The following is a 26175-nucleotide window of genomic DNA, read 5'->3' as shown; positions in this document are numbered from 1 at the left end:
TGCCTGCATAAATTTCGTCCAGGTCACCTACTGTTACACAATATGGCGGCATCACATAAATCGTATTACCGAGTGGATGCAGCGTAAGCGTAGCTCTGCGGCCCTTTTGAATGGCGCTTGACGTCTATTTTGAGCGCGTGACGCGGCGCCGCGGCTTCCATGTGTCGGACAACGCGTCGACGGCGGCCTCGAGGGCCTTCCGGTCGATCACGTTGGGATCGAACCGCTCTGGGCCCCAGCGGCGCATATGTTCGTGCTCCGGATGAGCAGGGTCGCTGATGGCGTCGAGGTATTCGGCATAGCCTGGCGCACCGCCGACGTCTTCCGGAGGACAACGACCGGCGGCCTCGAGCAGGAAGGGCATGCCCTCCGTCGTGGTGTTGTCGAACCATTTTTCGAGCTTGATCACATGGTCCCAGCTGTCGCCGAAGTCATAGAGATAGTGGATCGTCTTGGCGCCAGTCTCTCGAACGATATCGCAAAGCCGCGCTTTACGGGCATCCATGGGCTGGTGGCCGTAATCATTGTCGGGGTCGGGAATCCCCCAATGTGCCTCACCAGCGAAGAACTCGAAGAGATGGCTATTCGTCCAGCCAAACGCCGCCTGAAGCGTCAGATGCAGCCGATCAAGGCGCAGCGTGAGCGGCACGACAAGGCATCGCATCACCTCCGGTTTCACGTCCTTGAGAGTCACTTTGATCCGGACCGCGGTCGTGCTGAGGCTCATGCCGCAAGCCTCGGATCTTGTGCATGCATCGTATAGGTGGATGCCCAGGGAAGCAGTTCGTCCAGCCGTGCCGCCGGCCAGCCATTGACGAGCTTTGCGAGAACGTCGGCAAGCCAATACTCGGCGCTGACGCCGTTGAGCTTACAGGTCTCAATGAGCGACGCCAGCAATGCCCAATTCTCAGCACCCTCGTCACACCCGGCGAACAGGGCGTTCTTGGCATTGAGCTTGATCGGCCGCATCGCACGCTCGACTGCGTTGGTGTCCATTTCGATGCGCCCGTCATCAAGGTAGAGCGTCAAGCCGTCCCAATGACGCAGTGCATAGCGTAAAGCTTTCGCCGTCTCACTCTTCTGCGCGAGGTGACCAAGCTTCGCCTCAAACCACTGCTTCAAGGCTGCAGCCAACGGCCGGGCATGCGCCTGCCGGCCCGCGCGGCGCTCGGCGTCAGATCGGCCACGGAGGACTTTCTCGACCGCGTAGAGCTGGGCGATGCGCTCGAGGGCCTCGCGGGCAACCGGCGCCGGCGCCGGCGAAGCCTCGCGCTCGATCTTCACAAACTGGCGCCGGAGATGCGACCAGCAGAATGCGAGCGTCCCGGACAAGGCGTCCGCACGCGTCTCTCGCATCATGGTCTTGTAAGCCTGATAGCCGTCGCAGTGGATGATGCCGCGATAGCCTTCGAGCAGTCGCAAGCCATGAACGGCGCCGCGGCCTGGTGCATAGGCATAGACCACGCCGGGCGGATCAGGCCCGGCCCAAGGCCTGTCATCGCGCGACAGCGCCCAGAAGTAGCCGGTTTTGGTCCTGCCGCGCCCGGGATCCAGCACCGGCGCCGGGGTCTCATCGACACAGAGCTTCGGAGAGGCGAGCAGAAGCTGGCGCAGACGATGCCACAAGGGCTTCAATTCCTGGGCCGCATAGCCGACCCAGAAGGCGAGCGTGGAACGGTCGATGGCAATACCGTGCGTCGCCAGCATCTGCGTCTGGCGGTAAAGCGGCAAATGCCAATGATACTTGGCATCGATCACATGCGCGACGAGCCGCTCGGTCGGCAGTCCTCCCCTGATCAATCGCTCGGGAGCAGCATGCTGGAGGACGACGCCGTGACAGGCGCGGCAGGCCAGTTTGGGGCGGCGGGTGACGATAACGCGATACTGCGCCGGTACGACGTCCAGCCTCTGGCTCTCATCGTGACCGATCTCAAAAAGGTCGCCTGCGCAGCACGGGCAGCAGGTTGCAGCGGGCATCAGGGTCTCGATGATGCGCGGCAAATGCTCCGGCAGCTTGCCACGATTGGCCCTGCGCTCGGCAGCTCTCTTCTCGCGTGTTTTGGGATTGGCGCGGTCCTCGGCTGCTTCGAGAGCCGCGACAGCCTGATCAATATCCTCCAGAATAAGCTGGAGCTGATCAGCGTCAAGCTTTTCCGACGATCGACCGAACTGCGCGTCTTTTGCAAGCTTGAGCAACCGCTCGAGCCTGGCGCAGCGATCCAGCAGAGCCGCGGCAAAGGCACGCAACTCGGCTGGATCGCTCGGCAGTTCATCAGGCAAATCACTCATTGGCCCGAGTCTGCCATGCTTCGCGCCCCGATGCAGCGAAGATTTTATGTCCTACGCAAGCGCTTTCGGCTGCGGGATTCGAGGCGCATGCATGCGTGTCCAATCCATGCCGGCCAGAAGCGCGGAACAACTGCGCGGCGTTCATTCGCATGACGCCGTCAACGACCGGCGGCCACTTGAAGGCGCTGCCCTCAAGCCGCTTCCAATACAGCACGAGGCCACTACCATCCCAGACCACGATCTTCACCCGATCAGCGCGCTTCGCACGGAAGACCACCGCCACGCCCTTCATCGGATCGTGGCCCAGCGTCTCCTTCGCCAACAGCGCCAGACCATCCGCGCCCTTCCTGAAGTCTACAGGTCGGGTCGCAACGTAAATCATGAGGCCAGCGGGAGCCGTCAGCATGAACGTGTCCGGCGCAACGCAACAAACACATCACTCAGCACGGCAAGTCCAGGCGTCCCTCGCACCTCAACTCGTGCCCCCTGGAGCTCAACCGTCACAACGGCTGCTTCCGGCGATCCGGAGGGAGCTGCAGCCGCCGATGGCGACGATTCCGACACCAACGGCACAAACGACAGTGCACCCGCCGCAGCTGGCAGCACCAATTGACCCAAACGCGCCCGGCGCCGCCAGTCATGCACCTGCTGGGGCCGGCAGCCATGGCGACGTGCGACATCTGTTACGATCGCGCCCGGCTCGAGACTGTCCGCGACAATCTGCGCCTTCAAATCATCTGGCCACTGTTTCCGGCCGCCGCCGGCGTACACTTCTATGCGCGGTGACAACGGTCGTCTTATGTCGTCCGAATGGTCGTCCATTGTGAGCACCCTTGCAGAAGATGACTCTTCTAGCGGCGCTCACAGGTCTACGCACAAACAATCTGGTGGGCCTCGCAGCCCCGCTTACGATGCAGCAAGAGATTGCGGTCGTTAAAGAAGGCGTGAAGCCTCGGGCCGACGCCTGCCAGATAGCCGGTACCTCTCGTCTTCAGGTCGAGTGCTGTGATGGTGCCGCTATGCGAACGTTTGCAAAGCGCGGATCGGCGCGGAATCCTTCAATTGCCTGCTCTTGCATGGTTGCGACCGCAGCGATGCGCCGGTGACATTCCTGGCCTTTCCACAGATCCAGGTTAGCTTTGGCGGCGGCACAGGCCACCGGATTTGCCGTATACGAACTCGAGTGCAAGAATGTGCGGGTACGGTCTTTTGAATGATGGGCATCGAAAATCTCTGCCCGGCAGAGTGTCACCGCGAGCGGTAGCGCCCCTCCCGTGAGACCCTTGGAATAGCACGCTATATTTGGCACAACATTGGCCTGCTCACAGGCGAAGATTGTTCCGGTGCGGCCCCAGCCCGTCATGACCTCATCGGCAATGAACAGAACGTCCGACGCCTCGCAGATCCGCTTCATCTCTCTTAGCACCCAAGCTGGGTACATCAGCATTCCGCCTGCCCCTAACACCAGAGGCTCGACAATAAAGGCTGCGGGATTTTCGTTCCGACATGCTGACTCAAGCGCATCGAGCGTCGCCCGCTCACGACCGCTCGCAGGGAACGGGATTGAGGTGACGTCGAACAGGAGAGATCCGTACGCCGCGTTGAAGACACCGCGGGCACCAACTGACATCGCGCCGAACGTGTCCCCGTGATAGGAGTGCTGCATGACAACGATGCGTGTTCGCTCTTCGCCTATGCCAATAACCGAGTGCCATCTTCAAGGCGACTTCCACGCTGGCTGACCCGCTGTCCGAGTAGAACACGTGGTCCAAGCCTTGGGGTGTGAGTTTCAAAAGGAGCCGAGCGACCTCCTCAGCCGGATCATGCGTGTAGCCGGCGAAAATGATTTGGTTCAGCTTGCCGGGCTGTTCCTGAATCGCGCTCACGATCTGCGGATGGCAATGGCCGTGAGTGACGACCCAACAGGATGAGATTGCATCTATGATTCGATTGTCATCCGCAGTGTAGAGATAAGCACCATCGCCACGCACAACCTTGGTCATCTCGTTGTGAAGAGCATGCTGCGTGAATGGATGCCAAATTGGCCACCTCTTGTTTGGCTTCATGGCGTGAAATCGCCGGGAATAAACGAGCCTTTGAAGACAGCCTGTAGGCTCTCTGCCGTCAAAGGAGAAATCCAGGGCAGCCGTCCTAACCAACGCACCCGCGCGATGTCACAAATTGCGCTCTCAGTCTCCGAATTTCTTTCCCCGATGAATGCGATCCCAAGAATGTCGATCTGGCGCTTTCGTAAGGCCTCTATCGAGAGCAGGGAGTGATTGATGGTCCCGAGTAGCGTGCGCGCGCAAAGCACAACAGGAAGTCGCCACCGCTCGAAGATGTCGATGTAGAGTGCACTAGAATTCAGCGGCACCATCAGCCCGCCAGCGCCTTCGATGACGAGCGGTCGCTCCCCGGTATGCGGCAGGACGAGCGAATCGGGGTCGATGCGAATTCCGTCTATTTCGGCGGCATGGTGCGGCGAGGCGGACGTTTTAAGGCGGTAACGCTCCGGAACGATCCGATCGGCCGGAAGACCGCTCAGTCGTGCGACCTGCTCGCTATCGGTCTCTCCTTCAACACCGGCCTGAATTGGTTTCCAATAATTCGCGCCGAGAAGATGGGCAAGGCCTGCCGAAAAGACAGATTTGCCGATCCCTGTATCTGTGCCGGTCACCACGATCCGCTGGCTCATCGAGATCCGCCCCTCGTCTCCTCAGCGAGGGCATCGAGCATCGCACGCACCTCATCCTCTCCGACGTTGAGCGTCAGTGAAATTCGTAAACGGGCCGTGCCGGCCGGCACCGTTAGCGGTCTGATTCCTCGGATGTCAAATCCGCGAGCCTGTAGCGCGGACGCTAGCCTCATGGCGCGGGCATTCTCGCCAACGATGTAGGGCAGGATCTGCAAGTTCGAAGGACTTCTCTCGCCTCGCGCAACCATCTCCTGATGCGTGAACGCGACAAGCTTCGCCAGCCGCTGTCGGCGCTCCGGTTCCTCCTGCAGGATCAACAGAGCCTCCCGTACGGCCACCGCCATTAACGGCGAGGGGGCGGTCGCGAAGATAAACGGGCGACAGCGATTGATTATGAAGTCGCGCAGCACGCCAGAGGCGGTGACAAGCGCGCCGGCAGCTCCCAGCGCCTTACCGCAGGTATGAATAACCAGGAGATTTTCGCGTCCTTCAAACGGCCCTGTGAGCCCTCGCCCCTGCTCGCCGTAAACGCCGGTGGCATGAGCTTCATCCACAACCAAGAACGCATCGTGCCGGTCCGCGATCGCGAGCAGGTCCTCAAGCGGTGCGAAATCGCCATCCATGCTGTAGAGGCTCTCGACTACGATCCAGACCTGCCCCGCTCCGCCCGCGGCACGCCAGTCGCAAATTGCGCTTTCGATAAACTGCGGGTCGTTATGGGCGGTGATTCGAAACGCGGCTCGGCCAGTTCGTGCTCCTTCGTGAATGCTGGCGTGAACCAGGGAATCAAGGACGAGCAGGTCATCCCGTTGCGGCAACGTTGTCAGCACCGCAAAATTTGCAACATAACCACCGCCGAAGAAGAGCGCGGTCTGCGCGCCGAAGAACCGCGCCGCTGCTGCTTCGAGGCATTCGTGCTCCTCGCAGTTGCCGCGCAGAAGCCGTGATCCGCCGGCTCCGATCGGAGTACCGGCTTCAAGCGCGGTGACGATCGCTTTTTTCATGCGCGGCGCGCTCGCCAGGGCCAGATAATCGTTGGATGAAAAGTCAATCCCGGTGCGCGGCTTGAGACTCCGCAGGCGGTTCTCGTGTTTGAGCGCATCTAAGCCTGCCGCATAGCTGGCGGCTTTACCCGCAATGATGGAATTCATTCTTCACTCGCTGAGCAAGGATCGACGCCGCAAAACTCCCAACTGGCCGCCAACGACGGGGTCTTTACGGCGGTTAGCTTGTTGGATTCAAATCGGCACGATGCGATTTTGTCGGTCAACCAGCACAATGCGCGGCCTGAAGATTCTTGCCTCCCCCTCGTCAACTGAGGCGCATGCAACGATGCTTATCCTATCGCCGGGCATCGCCAATCGCACCGCCGCACCGTTCACGTCTACCGTGCCGGACCCTTGCGGCGCTTCTGTCACAAACGTTGCAAAGCGTGCCCCCGTCTCGAGGTTGTAGAGTTCGACGCGTTCGTTAATCAGGATGCCGGCCGCGTCCAAAAGTGCGCGATCAATCGAGATCGAGCCTTCAAAGTGCAGGTCGGATTCAGTTACCCAGGCGCAATGAATCTTTCCCTTCATCAAGACAATCTGCATTTCTTACCTACGCTAGTGGCTTGCGCGCAGCGCGCCGTTGTTCTGATGGCTTAAGCGAGTCCAGACGTAATGCCGAGCCGTGCTAACAAACTTACATCACCGTCAAGTTGCGGGTTTTTGGTAGTCAGCAACACATCGCCGAAAACGATGGAGTTCGCACCCGCCAAGAAACATAGGGCTTGGAGTTCATCACTCATGTACTGGCGCCCGGCGGCCAATCGTACGACGCTCTTGGGCATCATGATCCGCGCGGTCGCCACCAGGCGCACCAGTGCAATCGGATTGGGACGCTCCGCCGTGACCTTCACCGGCACCCCATTCACCTCGTTCCACAGGTTGATCGGTACACTTTCCGGATGGTTGGGAAGATTGGCGAGTAGTACCAGCATGCCGAGACGGTCATCGACGTGCTCACCTATGCCAATAATGCCGCCGCAGCAGACTTTGACCCCCACCTCGCGCACACGCGTAAGAGTGTCGATCCGATCTTGCAAGGCCCGGGTAGTGATGATGCTGCGGTAGAACTCCGGTGAAGTGTCCACGTGATGATTGTAGAAGTCGAGGCCGGCGTCGGCGAGCCGTGCGGCTTACTTTGGCGTGAGCATGCCGAGCGTTACGCACGTCTCCATCCCAACACGTTTAACGGCGGCAATCATGTCGCAGACCTTATCGAGGTCGCGGTCCTTTGGACTGCGCCACGCCGCGGCCATGCAGAAGCGACTCGCCCCGGCCGCCTTGGCGCGCTGCGCGGTGGCGACCACATCAGCGCGATCCATCAAGCGAGTCGCCTTCAGGCCAGTGTCGTAATGCACGCTCTGTGCGCAGTAGGCGCAGTCTTCAGGACAGCCGCCGGTCTTGATGCTGAGTTAGGCTTGCGGTTTCGACGTGGTTTGGGTCAAAATTACCGCGATGAACGGTCTGGGCCTGAAATAGGAGCTCGGCAATTGGCTGCACGTAAACCCCTTCCGCCTCGGCACGTTCCCAGTCGCGACGGACCGGCGCGCCGTTGCGGCCGCTATTGCCTTCGACTTCCACAGCACCCCCAAGATTTTCGCTCTGTACAGACGACAAGGTCGTGCGTAGCTCCGCAAAGCAACACTCTTGCCCTGTATTGAACGAGAAATATCGCCGAGTTGCGCGGGCATGGCGCTCATATCAGGCTAATCGCCGCCCCCTCATGCCGGATTTCCCCGCAGGCGCGCCTCACTCAGGTAACTAGGCGGTGCGTCCGGTAGTTGCGCCCCGTAGGAGCCTCTTCCGATGCAAATGTATTTGGCCGCGCGCCTTGTATAACGGAGCGACGGATCTGCTCACCTGGCTGAATCCTCAACGGTGTTGTTATGCGCGTCACATTCCGCACAATAAACGGCGGCCTCGACGAGCCGACTCTGCGAGCGCTGTGGTGAGCAACTCCGCGGGACTCTCGATTATGTCGCCACCGCGCGACTTGGCATCGGCGGGGCGAGATCCGCTAAGGTGTCGCACTCATCTGCGCAAACAGAGTTGCCGCTTCAGACGGCCCGAGCCCGACGATGCCCACGAAGGCTGCCGGAGGCATCGGAATGACCTGACGGGTCGGCCTCCAGAGATGCAGGCAATAGCGACTATTGTTCACATACTGCGAATGAGGAGGATGCAGCTGCATCACGCATTCCTCTTCATCCCAAAACATATCTTTAGCGAGGCACATCTCCTCCCAGTTTGGAGATCGCCGTGGCGTCGACACTGAGACATGCTCCCATCCCGGACGGATCAAGCCGATGATCTTGAGTTGGCAGCCACAAGGCCCCTGCACGAAGAAGAGACCAGAAGGGCCAGACCCTGGTGCAGTGGCGAATTGGCCCTCGCGAACGCGCCCCGCTTCCAGTCTTTCTACACTGTGCCTCCTCATGCGTCCTCCTTTTGGCCGATAGAGTTGCATCCGGCACCACTCGTCTTGTCCGAGTCGCACATCGAACGGCTGGCACCCCGGCATGGGCAGCCCCAGCTACCGCTGATCATCTGCACCGAACCTACTTGGATGAAGAACATCGGTTCTATCCGCATCGTTCACCGGGGAGTTCTCTTGGGTTTGTCTTTCGACATCTGATCGTCTCTTCAATTTTCTTGTCATTCGCGCCTTCGTTGCGAACCCGGCCTCATGCAGACAATCTGCGCAGAGATCTATGATGGCCCGTCTTGGCAAGCCGTTCCAGCAGGAGCTTCTGCTCGCCTCTTCGCCTGAACATGTCCGCAATGTATGGCGTTGAGCTCAGCAGTGCTTGGTGCAAGGTGCCAGAATTCGACTGAAACGCCTCACGCCAAAATGGCGGCGGAAGCCAATTCGCGTGGCATGATCCGGCGAACCGGCTACTTTGTCACCCAAACAAAAGTCCTGGCTTCAGCACATGATGCAAAGCGCGACGCCAATGCCTCGCCAGTTCATCGAGCGAGAGGCTTTTGATTCGACGACCTGACGGTGGGCTTTCATCTCATCCTTCTCATGTCTAGCGGTTAGCCGGCTTGCCGCCTGAGACACCGTCAATGCGTCATCTATGTGGCCGGCCCCGCGACTCAGAATGGATTCATGGTCAGAGGCTCGGACGCGCGGACCGCACTCGTTCAGCAGCCTAGCTCATTGGCCTTACGGCATGACGCAGTTTCGCAGTTCAGCTAACGGGCTGTGAGCTCCAACGGAGAGACACCCGCGCCGGGGTCACAAGGCGTTGACGATCGGTGCAACCGTCCGCCCGGTGGCGATCAGAACTGCCCGTCAAGCTCATTTCTTTGCCGCCCCTCCGCGAGGCGAGCCAGCTTATCATATTCTTCAGCGACCTTGAGGAGCCTGCATCTGGATGTGTCGTCCTCGAGCGACTCCGCTTTTCTTCGGGTCGCTTCAGCACGGCTTCTCCAATGTTTGGCGTCTGAGAACAGCTTTTTTTCCTTCATGCGGAAGACGATGCAATTTTTAGATCAAGAAAATGCGACACATGCCCTACGTAAGATCCCGTAGGTTGGCTTTCGCAAAAGCACCTCATTTGCCGTTATCTGCCGACCGCTCTGTTGATGTCTGAGATGCGACAACCCGCTCGCAGCAAGCGCGGCAAAGGGCGCGAATGCGCGACTCTAGACATTAGGGCTTGAATCGTACGTAGCGTCAGATTGTAGGGTCTCTTACAGCTGGCGAGCGTGGTTGGCCGTAGAACAGCTTCCGGGCGACACAATTTCGAGTGTGTCATTTGGCGCCCAGATTGCAGAACGCCCGCCTTGTCCCTGGCGCCGCAGTGAAGTCGCCTCGGCGAATCATTGCACGTGTGGCGACGAAGCCAGGAGGGGAACCGGATTCTAAGATGCAGCAGCATCCTCGCGTTGCGGTTGCCCGATTTGACAGAGTGCTCACGCAGAAGGTCGACGTCTGGAGATCGGGGCCTCGCAGCTCAGAGTGGAATGGAAGTTGGAGGCCATACTCATCTTACGTAGCCGTGATGCGGCCGCGGCGAACCTGCAATAGCTTGCTTACGCCAAAACAGGTAGCTCCAGGCATACACCGTTGCCAGCATTCTCGCCAGAGATGCGTCGACTGGTCGCTCATGCCGAAGCCGCCCTCGGGTGCCTGGATTGCCTCCGCCGCCGCGTCCATGACGTTTTTCGTATCCAAAGACGGGCAACACGGCCTTCGGAGTAGCAATGACTTCTACAGCTTTGGCTAGCAAGCGGCCGTTCAACTGATGGCCTTGGAGCGCGCGAGGTCAGACCACAAGGAAATCTCGATCTATGCTCTGTCCGAAATGTCACACAGATAACTGGTGCGAGATCGCAATGCACGATCCCTGGAGCGGCCGACCAGTGATCAACTGCAATACTTGCGGTGAGTATGCCGAATACGATTGCCTCCAGCGCAAAACAGCGCACGCGATCATCGCAGTTACCTTGGCCTGTAACGTTAGCAAAGAGGACGAGCGAGATCCGCGGGCGGTAGCTGAAACGATTTTGGATGTGCTGGAGAATGCCGGCCTAACAATCGCTCGCGCCTCAAGATGAATGGGAGGACGCCGATCGGCGCCCGCTATAAGGCCCCGCCCATCCATCAGAGAGCATGGCCAACTGCGCCGCTCGTTCCAACAGCCATTTGCCTCCGAAACCGCGGTCTTTCCCCCGGCCGACCTGGAGTAGTCGGCGTAGCAAGTCTTCAATACCAACGCGCTTGTAGCAAACGCGCCAATCTGGACTCGAGCCGCGATGCTCTCAATGGGACCAGGGCTGAGTTCCGCTTAGACTTCCAACGTGACGCTCGGCAAATCTTCCCACAAATATCGAACCCGCGATGATCAACCCGGTGTGGCCTGCACCTGACGACGCCTTTCGAGGTCGTCCATAGTTCAAGGTTATCTAGAACGGCGAAGTCACTGTTGGGTTACCTGACGGGAGCTTGGCTCTTTGACCAGGTTAACGGGCTGCCGATTGATCTCGTTTCCAATCTTCTCAGCCGCCGCGGCACCGACAACTCCCGGGAAGCAGCCCCATTACGATGGTGACAGCGGGAGAGCTCGGCTGGATAGACAAAGCCAATTTGCACAGACTCGCCAGAGCATTCCAGCCATGGGCGATCGTTTCCGTCGCCAAGGCACCTCCTATCCACATATTCAAGTAAGCTTGATTGATTCGCTTGATCACTCGTGGCCACCGACGAGCAGCCTCACAGCTGGGGGTAGCTATGCGCGCACACTCGAGCGGACCTGAGCTGCGCCTTCCGCAGACGATTGATACCCAAAGCCAACTGCCTTGGTGAAGCGCCTCCCGCCCTGCTCGTCTGCGGCTGGCTCCTGGCAACGAATACGGGTTCGACATATTCACGCGATAAGCTCGGAGGGGGATTGAATCATACGTAGCGTCAGATTGTAGAGTGCACAGCTAGGGAGCACCAATGTTCGGCCGCTTCCAGCGGAGCAGGCCGACCGCTTGCGATGAGAGGTCTTCTGCCAAGGCGGCTGAGGATCGCGCTCAGCCGAAGAACGCACTTTCTGTCCTGTCCACGCAATCGCCGGCCCTATGAAGACAAGATCGCCCACATGTAAGAAGGACCAATCCAGCCTTGGAGGCTACGCAAGACGTTTGCGGGCACTGAGTTCCAAACCAGCCGCCGCGAGATCGATGCGGTATCCCGGAGCGGTCATGTGAGAGGACCCGATGGATCCAACAGGGTCTTGCTCGTCGATCACTGTGAGGGCCAATGCCGGGCCATTGTTGGTTTCAAGAATGGCGATCCGGGAGCCGCGTATATGTGCGGCGCCCCCGTTGTGACGGCGCCTCGCCAAAAGCTGTCATCGTGGTGCGCTTATCACTATTCCCGAATGCACGTCATGCCATGGTCGGACGGACGCAGCCTCGTTGAACGAAAGCAGACTAGATGAACAACGCGAGACGAGTCCGCGCAAGTGCTAGGCATGGGCAGCGGTCATCGCGGGAGCAAGAGAGCTGCCGATAGATCCGCGAGCTGGATCTGCTCGAGGTGCAGGCCTGACGATTGCCCAAGAGCCGAACGCCGATCCGGCAATGAGGCCCATCAGGACCTGACGAGCGATTATGGAGAAGCTCATGTGAGCGCCTTGGAAGAGATGATGTGGAAGTTTATACCCGCGAGGGACTGAAGATTGATCTCGGCACCATGATTGAGGGAAACACCGCGTTCGAACCCGATAATCCGGCGATTTATTTCGAGACGCGCCTCTAAAGCTTACGCTGCTTTCGGCGCATTCGAGCGGGGGCACTTGGTTTAATGACCCGGCTCGACCTCTCCACTCTCGACGAGCAGCTCATCCGACTTCCTTCTGCCGAGGGGCTGCAAATCAAGTGTGATAGTTAAGGTAGAACGCAGTTGATCCGTCAGCTCAGGCTGCTATCCGCAGAATGCTTGCTCAAGAACCGGACTTTGCCGACAAGAGAAGGGGCGCTCGGGACCAGCAAACCGCCGGTTTCAATGGCAGCGGCACGTGCTCGAGGCGGCTTAATTCACCCACATGCGGGCTTTGCCTGGTCATACTACGGCCGGCCCGAAGACATGCTTGCGAGCGCGGAAAACACCCCCGGCGGAATGGTCGCCGAACCGAGCACTGACCTTGTGAGCCATATCGTCCGCCCGCTAAACGCACCATTGTTGTTGATTCCGTGGCCACTCGCGAGCAATGAACCGCCAGATGCCTTTCGCTACTGAATTCGCCCTTCGGGGGCGCAGGGCACACTAATCGTCGCGATAACCCCCTTGAGGTCCCATATAGCACTGGCCTCATTCATCCAGCGTTTTTCTGTGAACTCAAACAGCACGGAGGCAGTATGCGCGCCTTCACTTTTGCTTGCCAGATCACCAACTTGATTGTCCAGAAATGATCGACGATGATAAGTACTGCGCGACAGAGAACGAATTTCAATGCTTTGTTTGGCCGGCTTGCTCGCGGTTGCACTGGATGAACAGCAAGATTGGAAAACTCTTAGGCAAGGACACGAAATGAGGGAAACTCGCTGGCTCAACGTGCGAGTTGACCACGAACGGACTGTGGAACGCTTCTCGGCCAAACGGGTCTGCTTACCTCCCATCCGCGCCGCAATTTCATTGGTCGCGCCCACGCCGAGAAACGCCTGACGAAGGCCGAACGGAATCTTCCGGACTACAAACTTTCGTATAGTCCTTCAAAACCCTTTCGATGTGGAAGGTTACCTCCGTACAGTTGAGCGCTTGATGCAATGCCTATACAGAGTCCAGAACTCGGCCGTTCGAGAGCGTGACGCTTGCGCATTTCGAAGAGGCCAGACGCGATTGACGTCGTCGATCGGGGACCGACATTAGCCTGCGCAGAGCAACGATTTGTCAAACCAAGAGAGCAAACGGCGGGTCGCTCTAATCACCGGCGTGACTGGACAGGACGGCGCCTATCTGGCCGAATATCTGCTGTCGCTCGGCTATGTCGTGCACGGCATCAAGCGGCGCTCGTCCTCGTTCAACACTGCGCGGGTCGACCATCTCTATCAGGACCCGCATCTCGGGGACGTGCCGTTCCTGATGCACTACGGCGACATGACGGACTCGACCAATCTGATCCGGCTGGTGCAGCAGATCCGGCCGACCGAGATCTACAATCTGGCCGCCCAAAGCCACGTCGCGGTCAGCTTCGAGAGTCCCGAATACACCGCCAATGCCGATGGGATCGGCGTGCTGCGGCTGCTGGAAGCGATCCGCATCCTCGGCATGGAGAAGGAGACGCGGTTCTACCAGGCCTCGACCTCCGAGCTCTACGGCCTCGTCCGGGAGATCCCGCAGAAGGAGACCACGCCGTTCTATCCGCGCTCGCCCTACGGCGTGGCAAAACTCTACGGCTACTGGATCACGGTGAACTACCGCGAAGCCTATGGCATGTTCGCCAGCAACGGCATCCTGTTCAACCACGAGAGCCCGATCCGCGGCGAGACATTTGTGACCCGCAAGATCACGCGCGCTGTCGCCCGTATCGAGGTCGGGCTGGAGGAGACGCTCTATCTCGGCAATCTCGAAGCCAAGCGCGACTGGGGCCACGCGCGCGATTACGTCGAGGGCATGCACAAGATCCTGCAAGCCGACAAGCCCGACGATTTCGTGCTCGCCACCGGCGAGATGCACTCGGTGCGCGAGATGGTCGAGCTATCGTTCGCCCAGCTCGGCCGCCGCATTGCATGGCGTGGAGCAGGGGTCGAGGAGACCGGCGTCGATGAGACGAGCGGCAAGACGGTGGTGAAGATCGATCCGACCTATTTCCGCCCCACCGAGGTCGATCTCCTCGTCGGCGACGCCAGCAAGGCGCATCAGGTGCTCGGCTGGAAGCCGAAGCACACGTTCGCCCAGCTCGTCGAGGAGATGATGGCAAGCGATCTGGCGGAAGCAAAGCGGGAGGCGGCCCATGGCAAGCGCACCGTTTGAGCTGAAGGGCAAAAGCGTCTACGTCGCCGGCCATCGCGGTATGGTCGGCAGCGCGATTGCGCGCCGGCTCGCGCGGGAGGACGTGCAGCTCGTCACGGTCGACCGGCGCGAGGTCGATCTCTGCAACCAGACGGGCGTGTTCGAATGGTTCGCGAAAACGCGGCCGCAGGTGATCTTCCTCGCCGCCGCAAAAGTCGGCGGCATCGTCGCCAACGACACGCTGCGGGCCGAGTTCATCTACGACAACATCACGATTGCTGCGAACGTGATCCAGGCCGCGCATCAAAACGGCGCCGAAAAGCTGATGTTTTTGGGCTCGTCCTGCATCTATCCGAAGCTAGCCCCACAGCCGCTGCGCGAGGTCTCGGTGCTATCAGGCCCGCTGGAGCCGACCAACGAGCCCTATGCGATCGCCAAGATCGCCGGCATCAAGATGGCGGAAGCCTATCGCAGCCAGTATGGCAGCGACTTCATCAGCGTGATGCCCACCAATCTCTACGGCCCCGGCGACAATTATCATCCCGAATTGAGCCATGTCGTTGCCGCGCTGATCCGCCGCTTCCACGAGGCGAAGGTCGCGGGCGCAAAGAGTGTCGCCGTGTGGGGCACCGGCACGCCACGGCGCGAGTTCCTTTATGTTGACGACATGGCGGATGCCTGCGTGCACCTGATGAAGAGCTATTCGGGACCGGAGCTGATCAATATCGGCACAGGCGAGGACATCACCATCGCCGAGTTCGCCCGTGTCGTCGCCGAGGTCGTTGGCTACAGCGGCGAGATTGCCTTCGACACGTCGCGCCCCGATGGCACTCCGCGCAAGCTGCTCGACGTCAGCCGTCTCGCAAGCCTCGGCTGGCGCGCGAGGACATGGCTTGTAGATGGAATGCGCCAGACCTACCGGGCCTTCTTGGCCGTATCGGGTACATCGGACAAAACGAGAGCCTCATGCAGCTGCTAACTGCTGACGGCGCTCATTGTGCGATTGCCAGACAGTTGCTTTAGGATCTCCCGGCGAATTCGACAGGGCTCCACGTTTTCTTGGAGCTCGAGCACCTCCGGGTGCCGCGTGCCCGATGGAGGGCAGGCACGGCTAGATTGGCGGATAACTAAAGCGAGCGAATTGGTCAGGCGCGCCTTGCGGGACGCTCTGTTTTGAACTTGAGGTAAACTGACTAAATGTGCGGAATTGTCGGCATCTTGGGGCGCGGTCCGGTCGCGGATCGTCTGATCGATTCACTGAAGCGACTGGAATATCGTGGCTATGACTCAGCGGGCATCGGAACGCTCAAAGGAAACCATATCGAGCTTCGACGCGCCGAGGGCAAGCTGAGGAACCTTGAGACACGCGTTCGCTGCCATCCGCTCTCAGGCCATGTCGGGATTGGGCACACGCGCTGGGCTACTCACGGCAAGCCGACGGAGCACAATGCTCATCCCCATGCAACGGACAATGTTGCAGTCGTCCATAACGGCATAATTGAGAACTTCCGCGAACTGCGAGCGGAGCTAAAACAGCATGGCGCCTATTTCGCCTCTGAAACAGACACCGAGGTGGTGACGCATCTCATCGACTTTTATCTGAAAGATGGCTGCTCGCCGCAGGAGGCAGTAAAAGCGTCGCTGCCGCGGCTAGTCGGCGCGTTTGCGCTTGCAATCCTGTTCAAGGGTCAACACGACCTCATGATCGGTGCGCGCAAGGGCTCACCACTCGCGATCGGACATGGAGAAGGCGAAATGTATCTCGGATCGGATGCTATCGCGCTCGCGCCCCTTACCGGCTTGATCACCTACCTTGAGGACGGCGATTGGGCTGTGCTCAACCGCAACTTCAGCGTGGTCTACGACGCACAAGGCACAGTTGTCCGCCGCGAGGTGATGAAATCTGGCGCGTCGTCGGTTCTCGTCGACAAAGCAAACTACCGCCACTTCATGGCGAAGGAAATCCACGAACAGCCAGAGGTGATCGGGCAGACGCTGGCGCGTTACGTCGATATCGCCACCGAGAGCGTGGCACTGCCGCAGGAGCTTCCGTTCGACTTCAACGAGATCGGACATATCTCGATCACGGCTTGCGGTACGGCAGGCTACGCCGGCCATGTCGGCAAGTACTGGTTCGAGCGGCTGGCTCGTATTCCGGTCGAGCTCGATGTCGCCTCCGAATTTCGGTATCGTGAGGCGCCGATGCGCAAGGGAGATCTTGCTATCTTCATCTCGCAGTCCGGCGAGACGGCCGATACGCTGGCCGCGCTCCGCTATGCCAAATCGCAAGGCCTGCATACCCTCTCGGTCGTGAACGTACTGAGTTCGACCATTGCGCGCGAAAGCGGGACAGTGTTGCAGACGCTCGCCGGACCTGAAATCGGCGTTGCCTCGACCAAGGCGTTCACATGCCAGCTGGTCGTCCTTGCGGCGCTTGCGGTCGCTGCTGGCAAGGCGCGCGGTGAATTGCCGGATAGCGACGAGGTCGATCTCGTGCGAGCGCTGATCGAAATCCCACGGCTTGTTACCGCGGCGCTTGCCGGCGAGCCGCAGATCGAGAAACTCGCACGCGACATCGCCAAATCGCGTGACGTGCTATATCTTGGTCGCGGCACGTCGTTTCCATTGGCCCTGGAGGGGGCGCTGAAGCTGAAGGAGATCTCCTATATTCACGCCGAGGGCTATGCGGCCGGAGAGCTCAAGCACGGTCCGATCGCCTTGATCGACGAGAGCGTTCCCGTAATCGTCATTGCTCCCTGCGACCGGGTGTTCGAAAAGACCATCTCGAACATGCAGGAGGTCGCCGCACGCGGCGGCAAGATTATCTTGATAACGGACGCTCGGGGAGCCGCAGAGGTATCCATGGATTCACTCGCGACGATTGTGATGCCGGAGATGGATACGACGTTCACGTCCATTGTTTATGCGATTCCGGTGCAGCTTCTGGCCTACCACACGGCCATCCTGATGGGCACGGACGTCGACCAACCCCGAAATCTCGCGAAATCGGTAACTGTCGAGTAAGGCAAGCTGATGCGACCTGGACATCGTGGTCAGATTCCGAATGCGCACAAGCCTCGGTCAGATCGAATTACGATGTGCCGCCCAGCCGCTGGCCCGATGCCACCGCATGGTTTCGCGGCGGTTCATAGCCCTCCGTAAGCGAGGGCTCCTTCGAAGGACAACGTGGCACTTGCCCGAGCATGGCGACCGGCGCTATCGGACGGGCTCGATCACCAGCACGCTCACCAAATCTTTTCCGTAAACCTCAGGTTAAGTTGAGCAACTCGAGGCCAAATCGCTGGACATCGGGTGAGATGCTAACGCACCTCGGCTCCAATCGCAGGCTCGCGAGCTGTTCTAGCAGACATCTCACGGCAGCTCTTCCCTGCCGCTCTATGCCATGCATCTCGTCCTTGCTTTTCATTGCATGTCGGTGCGCTCAATGAGGAATTCGGCCACGCCACAGACAACAACCTTTCCACCGAGAATTGCCCGAGGTTTCAATAGGTTGAGAGTCACTCCTGCGACGCGAGCGGAATAACGCCCGAAAAACTGTGCGAGTTTGCGGCAATTGCCGAAAATATGCCGGAAACGTCAGGCGCTTACGGGTTGGTCGATAGTGCCCTTATGGCAGATTCGCGGCCATGAAACTGCACTCGGCTGGCGTGAGATTTTCTCCGGAACCGGCCATTTCAAACCGAGAGGAAACTCGCCATGTCACCAGCGTCCATCGCGCAAGCGTCAAAGGCCAAACCGCGCATTGGCGCCATCTTACGTGCGACGAGCGGCAACTTCCTCGAGCAGTTCGACTTCTTCTTGTTCGGGTTCTACGCCAGTGCCATCGGAAACGCGTTCTTTCCATCAGGAAGCGAAACCGCTTCACTGCTTAACACCTTCGGTGTGTTCTGGCTGGGGGCTTTGATGCGACCTGTTGGCGCGATTGTGCTTGGAGCCTATATTGACCAGATTGGCCGTCGGCAAGGCCTGATCATCACGCTTTCGATTATGGCTATTGGCACCGTCATCATCGCCTTTTGTCCCGGCTATGCAACGATCGGCATTGCCGCACCCGCGATCGTGCTGTTCGGACGGCTGTTGCAGGGCTTTTCTGCGGGCGTTGAGGTTGGCGGCGTTTCCGTCTACCTCTCCGAGATTGCCACCCCGGGTAACCGCGGCTTTTACACATCGTTTCAGTCCTCGAGCCAGCAGGTTGCGATCTTTGTCGCGGCTCTTATCGGATATTTTTTGAGCGAAGCACTTCCGGCCGAAATGGTTGCCGCCTGGGGCTGGCGGATCCCATTCTTCCTTGGCTGCCTGATCGTTCCGCTTATCTTCGTCCTGCGCCGGACGCTGGAGGAAACTCCGGAGTTTCTGGTCATGAAGACCCACCCAACGGCCCGCGAGGTCTTTGCCTCCACAGTTGCGAACTGGCGCATTGTCATTCTTGGCATGATGATCGCAATGCTGACGACCACGACCTTCTATTTCGTCACAGTGTACACGCCTACGTTCGGCAAGCACGTATTGCAGCTGTCCTCGCAGAACACGCTCTTGGTGACGCTTTTGGTCGCCGTGACGAACTTCATCTGGAACCCAATCGGCGGCGCGATCTCTGATAGAATCGGTCGGAAGCCGGTCTTGCTGACCATTGCTGGCCTTGCCTTGGTGACTGTATATCCGGCGTTGTCTTGGCTTGTGACCGACCCAAGCTTTGGCAAGATGGTGGTAGTGGAGATGATGTTCTCGTTCTATTTTGGCACCTACAGCGGCGCCATGTTGGGCGCTTTGGTCGAAATCGTGCCGAAGCACGTTCGCACAACCTGCTTTTCTTTAGCCTTCGCACTCGCCGCAGCTCTCTTTGGTACCTTTACGCCGCTGGCATCGACTTGGCTGATCGATCGGACCGACGACAAGGCTTCGCCGGGTTTCTGGTTGATGTTTGCAGCTTTGCTCGGCATTATCGCCGCGCTCAGGATTTATCCAGGAAACACCAACAGAGTTGCGAAGCTGTCGCGACCCGAGGGGTCTAACGGGGCCGTAAGCGCGCAATTTACCACACGTTAGCAGCGCGCCCACGGGGGACCTTCACGTCCAAGACTGAACTGAGCGGGGTGCGTGGCGGTCCTTGCGGTGATCTCGGTAGTCCGCGTGCCACTCGGCGGGCCGCGGGCCACTGCGGAATTCATGCAGCCTCAAGACGTGCCCGTTAAGTTTGCATGGCAGCGCACGTGGAGCTCGCGCGAGGGATGTATCTCCCTCGCGCGAGCTCTGCTCGTTTTTCACCTAACCGAAAAGTGCGAGTCGCGCCGCTCGACCACACAACGCATCGAGCGTTGCGTTAGTGCTCAGCCATTCCGACTCAGCATCAGCGACGGCTCGTCCCGATACGGCTCGACATTGCATAGGAAGAAGGTGTATCGCAGCTCGCCAATTCTCAGCTAGCGGTCGAAAAGCTTGAATCGTGCCTGGTGCACCGAGCGTCGGGCCAATGCATGACCACGACCCGGGCCGTCGCTGGCTCCGCTCGATCAGCGGCGACTTCACGCACCGTTAGTTTGGGCGGATGAGGTACCGCGCGCAAGCTGTGCGAGCTCCGTCTCGAGCGTAGGGTTGCGCTTGAACATGGCGTCGATCAACGCTTGCGCCGGCTGCTCGGCCGCTTCCACCCACGTCGCCTTCTCCGCTCGTGCGGAGGGCGCGAAGACACGCTTGACGACTGTCGGCGACCCCCTCAGACCGCATTTGGCCATGTCATCCACGCCGGCAGTTTGAGCGCTCCATTTTACGACGGAGGCACGGGCCGCACGCAGGGCGTCGATCATTGCACCGCGGCGAATTTGATTGCTTGCCTCTAACATGCTGATGAGACAAGGAAGCTTGGAACGCAGCACCTGGACTCCTCCTTCGCAGCGCCGTTCCGCATCGATCGTGCGTTCTTTGAAGTCCAACGCTTTGATTGTTGAAACATACGTAAGCTGCTGGACCCCGAGCCTCTTTGCAATGCCAGGTCCCACCTGCGCCGTATCGCCGTCGATAGTCTGCTTGCCAGTGAATATGACGTCTGGTGGGCCATATTCCTTGCCGATATTGCGAATCGCGCACGCCAGAGCGTAACTCGTCGCCAGCGTATCAGAGCCTGCGAAACTACGATCGGTGAGCAGGACAGCACGATCGGCACCGAATGTCAGCGCCTTTCGAAGAGATTCTTCGGCCGACGGCGGCCCCATTGTCAGAACAGTGATTTCACCGCCGAACTTGTCTCGTAGCTCGAGCGCAGCTTCCAGTGCGAACAGATCATATGGGTTGATGATCGTCGGCACGCCCTGCCGCATGATCGTATTCGTGACAGGATGCACGCGGATTTGTGCGGAGTCGGGGACCTGTTTGATGCAGACGATGCTGTGCATATGCTTCTCCTAAGATGTTGAGCAGGCTCCCCACGAATAGCAACTGTCATACCACCCAGGCACTTCGCCGATGAGTGACGAATGCAACGGCTGGCGATTGACGGTGAGACCGTTGGGACTGCGACGAGCTGCGTAAAGCGGGACGTGATCTCTCTCATCTGAGTCGCGCCATAAACGGCCCGGCCGCGATCTTGCGCTGGTTCGACACCTAATCATTTCTCATAGGGCGAATACATTGCAAGCAGACGATGACCAGCACGCGGCTGACGCGAAGATGGCTTACGCTCCCGGCATGGCCTCCCAAGCAGAGCACATCGGTTTCGTATCCGCTTCATGGACCAGAGTACCGCCTCTTGCGCACGCTCTCCTACCGCGCCCGGCGATCGAGAGACACGCCAGCCGACTTTTTATTCAGAAGCGCTTGATCTCGATACCTTGCCTTCTCAAGGCATAGCCAATCTGGCGCGGCGTCAGTCCAAGCAAGCGCGCCGCCTTGGCCTGTACCCACCCGGACCTTTCCATCGCGGCGACTACGCGCTCGCGATCTGTGACCTTGGCGGCACCTATGTTGTGTCGGCCGGGTGGCTCTAGCGGCGTCAGTTCGCTACCGACCGGCTGAACGTGTGCCACAGCTTGTGTCGGCGGCATGCTCAGCCTCGCGGGAAGTGAGATTATCGGGCTCGGCTGTCGTGCCACTTGCTCCAGCCCGCACTTCCATAGCGTGGCCGACAGGCATTGCCCGTGGCAGCAGGCAAAATCGTCTCTTACGATCGACGATCCGTGCGCCAGGGTCGCGGTCCGCTGCACACAGTTCTCCAGCTCACGGACATTACCGGGAAATCCGCAATTCATAAGAACGTCAATCGCACTTGACTCGAAGACCAGAGCACGGCCGTTCTCATTGTTGAAGTTCTTCAAGAATCGAACGGCGAGAAGCGGAATATCAGTGCGTCTTTCGCGCAGCGGCGGCAGTAGCAGAGGAACCACGCTAATGCGATAATAGAGATCGGCACGAAACTCCTTCCTTGCCACCGCCTCTTCAAGATTCTTGTTCGTGGCAGCAATCACGCGGACGTCGACTTTGATCGTCTGATTGCCGCCCACCCGCTCGAACTCCTGCTCCTGAAGCACGCGCAGGAGTTTCGCCTGGAACGACGCCGAGATCTCGCCAATCTCATCCAGAAACAACGTTCCCTTGTCCGCGAGTTCGAAGCGACCCTTGCGCGCGTTGAATGCGCCCGTAAACGCCCCCTTCTCGTGACCGAACAATTCGGATTCCAGCACCGTCTCGGTGAGGGCTGCGCAATTCAGCTTGATAAAGGGGCGTTTGGCGCGCGCTGAACGCTCGTGAATAGCCTTCGCTACCAGCTCTTTGCCGGTGCCCGATTCGCCACGCAACAGAACGGTGCTATTCGATTTTGCGATCAGCTCGATCTTCTCAAGCATCGCGCGCAGCGCCGGACTGTCGCCGATAATTCCCTCGACTTGGACCTTCTTACGCTCCCGGCCATGAGGCTTGAGCTCGGACGAAGGCTGCGTCTGCAGCCCGAACTCCTCGTCCATAAGCCGCCCGCGGTCGCGCACAAAGGTGCAATGCAGCTTTGCCGTCTGGCCCAGAAGGCTTGCGACCATCGTCAGCAGGCGGAGGTCGTCCTCGAGCTGCGCATGCGTCCCGTTGTCTGCGATGCGGTCGATGCTCAGCGTACCCACAACTTTCTCGTCGATCTCTATGGGAACCCCGATGAAGGCAACACACGTATTACGGGCGGCGTCTAGCATCATCTCGACTTCCGAAAAACTGAAGATCGAATGCAGCGCTACGTTCTCGACGATGAGCGGCCGCCCCGTCGCCACAATTTGATCAATTGCTCCTTGCGGCAAGCGCCCCCCGCAACGCGCGTCGCGCCCTTCGCTCCGGCCGTCGTCTACGATGATCTCGGGCAGCCCGTCATGTTCGAACAGACATACGATGCCGCGCCGCATCTGCACGAGCGATGGCAGCCGCTCGATGACGCTCGCCAGCTTGGCTTCGAGCCGGGATAGGCCAGTGAGCGTGTGCGCTATTTCAAAGATCGTGCTTAGCGATTTCTCTTGCGACGGCAGAATAGAAGCGGAAGGGTCCGCGCCGGAGGTTGAGTTTGGTGTTTCGCTCAGGGAAACGCTGTCCAGCATAGTGACTTCTCCGTTCCTTTCTTGATCCTCCCCATCACCTCGATCGGACTTGTTAGACTCGTGTTGCATGCCTGCCTCGATCTGACATCCAATTCTCAGGCCGGGGGCGAGAGATGACGGCTCTTCATGGCACGCCGGCAGCACTTACAGTGACTAGATTTTGCGCTTATTCTTTCCAACTCGCTGCGCGGATTCGCCCGGCCAACATGGCTTCGATCGATGAAGCTGAGTTAGTCGGGTTCGCCAGGAACGGATTCACTCACAAGTGTTGCCCGCCATTGATCGGCACTTCGGCACCCGTGACATAACTTGCCGCATCTGAACATAGGAAGAAAATGACCTTGGCGACCTCTTCGGGTGTACCCACCCGGCGTAGTGGGATCTTTGGCACAAGATGCGCTTCCGTATCAGGCGACAAAATGTCCGTCTTGATTTCGCCGGGCGCGATCGCATTGACGCGAATGCCATGTGAGGCGTAGTCGTGCGCCATTTCGCGCGTGAGACAAGCGAGCGCAGCTTTCGACGTGGCATATGCCGTGCCTGCAAATGGATGCACCCGCGCTCCGGCGATCGAAGTCACATTGACGATCGAGCCTGACGCCGCTTTTAGCTCATCGAACAGACCTTGAGCGAGCAGGATCGGCGCCACCAGATTGAGGTGGAACACGCTCATCCAGGTATCGACTGAGGTCGCCAGCGACGTGAGCCGGGCACCGTTTGGCGTTTTTGGCGAGTTTCCGGCATTGTTTATCAGTCCCTGCAGCGGTGCGCCGGCAAGGCGCTCCTTTATCTGGGCAACCACGCGCGGTAGCGTCCGATGATCGCTCAGGTCGACTTCGATATAGCTATCCCCCTCTGAGTCCCATGGGCAGCGCACCGCGTCGAATGGTTGGCGCGCGCAAGAAATGATGCGCCAACCGGCTTCCGAAAACAATCTTCCCGTGGCGCGACCGATACCGCGCGATGCCCCGGTCAATACCAGCGTCTTCCGCTCACGCAGCGGACGGCCCGCTCCATCGGCGTGAATTGGACCACGAGGGTCCGTTTCCGACGATTTAGCTGCGACCGCGTTGTCATCTGGTAGACCTAGATTCACACGCGACTCCCTTCCGCTCCCCTCGCCCGTGCACCTGGTGCAGGATCCGGGCCAGAGCGAAGCAGGGCACAGGTGGCGCGCTTTTACGACGCAAATGGCTGGTTCCGAACATCTGGCCTGTTTGCTTTGCGACACCGGCAGCGCCGCAGCAATGGCTGTCGTCGAGCTCCCGGGTGCTGCCCACTGCGTGCGCTACGTGGGGTTTCCATGGCGAGCTGACTGCGTCACCACTCCACGAGTGGTCTGTGGGTCATGCGCGCTAGACGAGAGATTAGCTGCGGGCGGAGATCAGGATTTAATGGCCGGTTCGTCCAAGTTGCTCTCGGCCTGGTTACGCGCGGCGGCACATACGGCTCTTGAGCAATACCGATGGGCCGCCGGCCGCGCGGTTCATCACACCTCCGTCCGAAAGGACTCCGCGAGCGGAGCATGAACAAAGGCCGTCGTCCAGAAAACGAAAGCCCTGCCCAGCAAAGGCGATCCATCTACCGGACGCGCCTCCTTGCTGCTGGGACATTCTGTCGTGACTGTCTGTTACGTCAGATTTCCTCGGCGACCCGGACCGCCATTGCCGTGCTTTTCACCGTCTGGCCAGCGACGGCGGACTTGGCTGGAGGATGACAGAACTGTAAGCTCTCCGCGCGACTCGACTTGCACCGGAGGGCCCGAAGTGTTGCCGGGCAAGACCGCCGGCCCTCGCTGGCATCCGCCTTACGCTTCTCAGGCGTTCGCCCTCCCACCGCACCGCATCCATGGTAGTGCGCCGGTCAGCCGTCGCTTGCGGGACGGAAGTCGCCATCCAACGTTCCTGCGACACGTTGCGAAACTCGACCGTGTCGAAGCCAGCAGTATCAGACCGATGATCTAGCCCGTCATTGTTCAGGCGCACATTCTGGCGCTTCAGGAAGCCGCGAAATGCTCGTATGGATTATCGATCAGGGCCAAGCGCTCCGGATTGCTCTGGTCGAATTCAATAATCCGTGGCACGAGCAGACGGGCATAGCGCGTGAAGGCGCTGGTGGGGGGAAAGCGGATCACGGTAGCGCACCGCGCAAGAAGATACATGTCGATGAGAGCGGAAGCTCCACCTTCAATTCCCATTTCCGCACTATGCAACGGCCCTGCCCGATCGGCCTGGAAACGTTTTGGTACGGCGAAGACATCGGGAAACAGACCCGATAGGCGATCGAGCACCTGTGCACTGTCCGTGCACAGGAAGACCTTTACAGGCTTTGGATATGGCAAAGCCTTGGCTTTACGGATTGCCATGCAAACCTGACGAAGGGCGAGCTCCGAATCGGCCCAGTACGGCGCATGCTCCATGATATCTTCGCCATTGCCGTGCCGAACATGAACGCCAATGATGCTATGGCCGCTAAAATGTTCCTCATACAAGGCGTCGATCCGCGCTTGAATCTCAGACCTGAGCTTGATGTTCCGAAAGATCAGTCGTTCGGCTGCCTCGCCACAACGCCACATTAGGCAGGCGTCACAGACAATGGTGTTGGCTTCGTTATCTTCTCTCGCCTGGAACAGCTCGGTCAGTTCGTCACGTTCTCGGAAGATCTGCTCATCCGGACGATTGATGCAGTCGATCGACGGCCTATTCCACCACCGCGGGAAGAACGGTCCGGGAAACGAGAGCTGGTTGATCCGGTCATCGCAAATCACCGGTACCCCAGCGATGTCCTCAACCGGCTCGAAGAACACCGGAAAGGCGTTGCTGAACGGTCGGTCGATGTAGCAGGAACCGCGCCAGTCAACGACGAGCGTCCGCCCGGTCCGCTGCGCGTACGACCAGGCCGACGCCAATGACCAGAGGCAGTCACCGAAGCCGGTACGCCTCCGAGAAATAACAAAGCGTTCCTTGGTCAAGTTATCAAACCCTTCTCGTTGTGCAAGATCAGCTTTGTGTGGCGCACCTAGCATCTGCGATTCCGATCCACGCCAGTGGACGGCTGGTCACCGGGACGCAAGGCGATCAACCCGCAACCCTCCTCCACGGCACCGCGTTTGGG

The 26175-nt window shown here is 59.3% G+C and carries 14 protein-coding genes and 3 pseudogenes; 4 read left to right on the top strand and 13 right to left on the bottom strand.

Annotated elements, in window-relative coordinates:
- Positions 1–124 precede the first annotated feature (124 nt).
- From IVB45_RS06595 to bioB, 9 genes and pseudogenes are all read right to left on the bottom strand, one after another.
- Positions 125–727, bottom strand: coding sequence for a plasmid pRiA4b ORF-3 family protein (locus IVB45_RS06595; protein ID WP_247807606.1), 603 nt, complete (start codon positions 725–727; stop codon positions 125–127).
- Positions 724–2289 (bottom strand): IS66 family transposase, encoded by a 1566-nt coding sequence (locus IVB45_RS06590; protein ID WP_247478075.1) that lies wholly within the window; start codon positions 2287–2289, stop codon positions 724–726. The genes IVB45_RS06595 and IVB45_RS06590 overlap by 4 nt, the downstream gene beginning before the upstream one ends.
- A gap of 51 nt (positions 2290–2340) precedes the next feature.
- A pseudogene (gene tnpB / locus IVB45_RS06585) lies at positions 2341–2695 on the bottom strand (IS66 family insertion sequence element accessory protein TnpB).
- The gene (locus IVB45_RS06580) at positions 2689–3111 is read right to left on the bottom strand and encodes a transposase (protein WP_247807605.1); all 423 of its coding nucleotides are present in this window, start codon (positions 3109–3111) and stop codon (positions 2689–2691) included. Before IVB45_RS06580 ends, tnpB begins: the two are co-directional and overlap by 7 nt.
- A gap of 92 nt (positions 3112–3203) precedes the next feature.
- Positions 3204–4355: pseudogene (locus tag IVB45_RS06575) on the bottom strand (adenosylmethionine--8-amino-7-oxononanoate transaminase); the annotation flags it as partial.
- Entirely contained in the window at positions 4352–4984 is a 633-nt protein-coding gene (gene bioD / locus IVB45_RS06570) for a dethiobiotin synthase (RefSeq protein ID WP_247340049.1), read from the bottom strand. The gene bioD and the pseudogene IVB45_RS06575, both read right to left, overlap by 4 nt.
- The gene (locus tag IVB45_RS06565; protein ID WP_247363254.1) at positions 4981–6135 is read right to left on the bottom strand and encodes an 8-amino-7-oxononanoate synthase; all 1155 of its coding nucleotides are present in this window, start codon (positions 6133–6135) and stop codon (positions 4981–4983) included. Before IVB45_RS06565 ends, bioD begins: the two co-directional genes overlap by 4 nt.
- 87 nt (positions 6136–6222) lie before the next feature.
- Positions 6223–6576: an aspartate 1-decarboxylase gene (gene panD / locus IVB45_RS06560; protein ID WP_247363255.1), complete on the bottom strand. Its 354-nt coding sequence runs from the start codon at positions 6574–6576 to the stop codon at positions 6223–6225.
- A gap of 50 nt (positions 6577–6626) precedes the next feature.
- A pseudogene (gene bioB, locus IVB45_RS06555) lies at positions 6627–7611 on the bottom strand (biotin synthase BioB).
- A gap of 5803 nt (positions 7612–13414) precedes the next feature.
- On the opposite strand from bioB, the gene gmd reads away from it, so the two are divergent.
- The 4 genes from gmd (at position 13415) to IVB45_RS06535 (ending at position 19546) form a co-directional block, all read left to right on the top strand.
- Positions 13415–14500: a GDP-mannose 4,6-dehydratase gene (gmd, locus tag IVB45_RS06550; RefSeq protein ID WP_247363256.1), complete on the top strand. Its 1086-nt coding sequence runs from the start codon at positions 13415–13417 to the stop codon at positions 14498–14500.
- Complete coding sequence (locus tag IVB45_RS06545; protein WP_275992371.1) at positions 14481–15458, top strand: GDP-L-fucose synthase; 978 nt, start codon at positions 14481–14483, stop codon at positions 15456–15458. The genes gmd and IVB45_RS06545 overlap by 20 nt, the downstream gene beginning before the upstream one ends.
- Before the next feature lie 218 nt (positions 15459–15676).
- Positions 15677–17503 (top strand): glutamine--fructose-6-phosphate transaminase (isomerizing), encoded by a 1827-nt coding sequence (glmS, locus tag IVB45_RS06540; RefSeq protein WP_247363257.1) that lies wholly within the window; start codon positions 15677–15679, stop codon positions 17501–17503.
- 693 nt (positions 17504–18196) lie between these two features.
- Complete coding sequence (locus tag IVB45_RS06535; protein ID WP_247363258.1) at positions 18197–19546, top strand: MFS transporter; 1350 nt, start codon at positions 18197–18199, stop codon at positions 19544–19546.
- Positions 19547–20022: 476 nt separating this feature from the next.
- Here the strand turns inward: IVB45_RS06535 and IVB45_RS06530 are convergent, their stop codons facing one another.
- From IVB45_RS06530 to IVB45_RS06515, 4 genes are all read right to left on the bottom strand, one after another.
- On the bottom strand, positions 20023–20889 hold the full coding sequence (locus IVB45_RS06530) for an electron transfer flavoprotein subunit beta/FixA family protein (protein WP_247363260.1): 867 nt from the start codon (positions 20887–20889) through the stop codon (positions 20023–20025).
- A 411-nt stretch (positions 20890–21300) separates the two neighbouring features.
- Positions 21301–23061: a nif-specific transcriptional activator NifA gene (gene nifA, locus IVB45_RS06525; RefSeq protein WP_247363262.1), complete on the bottom strand. Its 1761-nt coding sequence runs from the start codon at positions 23059–23061 to the stop codon at positions 21301–21303.
- Between the two features lie 259 nt (positions 23062–23320).
- Positions 23321–24157 carry an SDR family oxidoreductase gene (locus tag IVB45_RS06520; protein ID WP_247363263.1) on the bottom strand — a complete coding sequence of 279 codons (837 nt, stop codon included), beginning with the start codon at positions 24155–24157 and terminating at the stop codon, positions 23321–23323.
- Between the two features lie 900 nt (positions 24158–25057).
- The gene (locus IVB45_RS06515; RefSeq protein ID WP_247363265.1) at positions 25058–26032 is read right to left on the bottom strand and encodes a nodulation protein NodZ; all 975 of its coding nucleotides are present in this window, start codon (positions 26030–26032) and stop codon (positions 25058–25060) included.
- Positions 26033–26175: the final 143 nt, after the last annotated feature.

This window comes from Bradyrhizobium sp. 4, assembly GCF_023100905.1.
GTDB lineage: Bacteria > Pseudomonadota > Alphaproteobacteria > Rhizobiales > Xanthobacteraceae > Bradyrhizobium.
The sequence above is the reverse complement of the archived record's forward strand: the minus strand, read 5'-3'. Positions and strand labels throughout refer to the sequence as shown.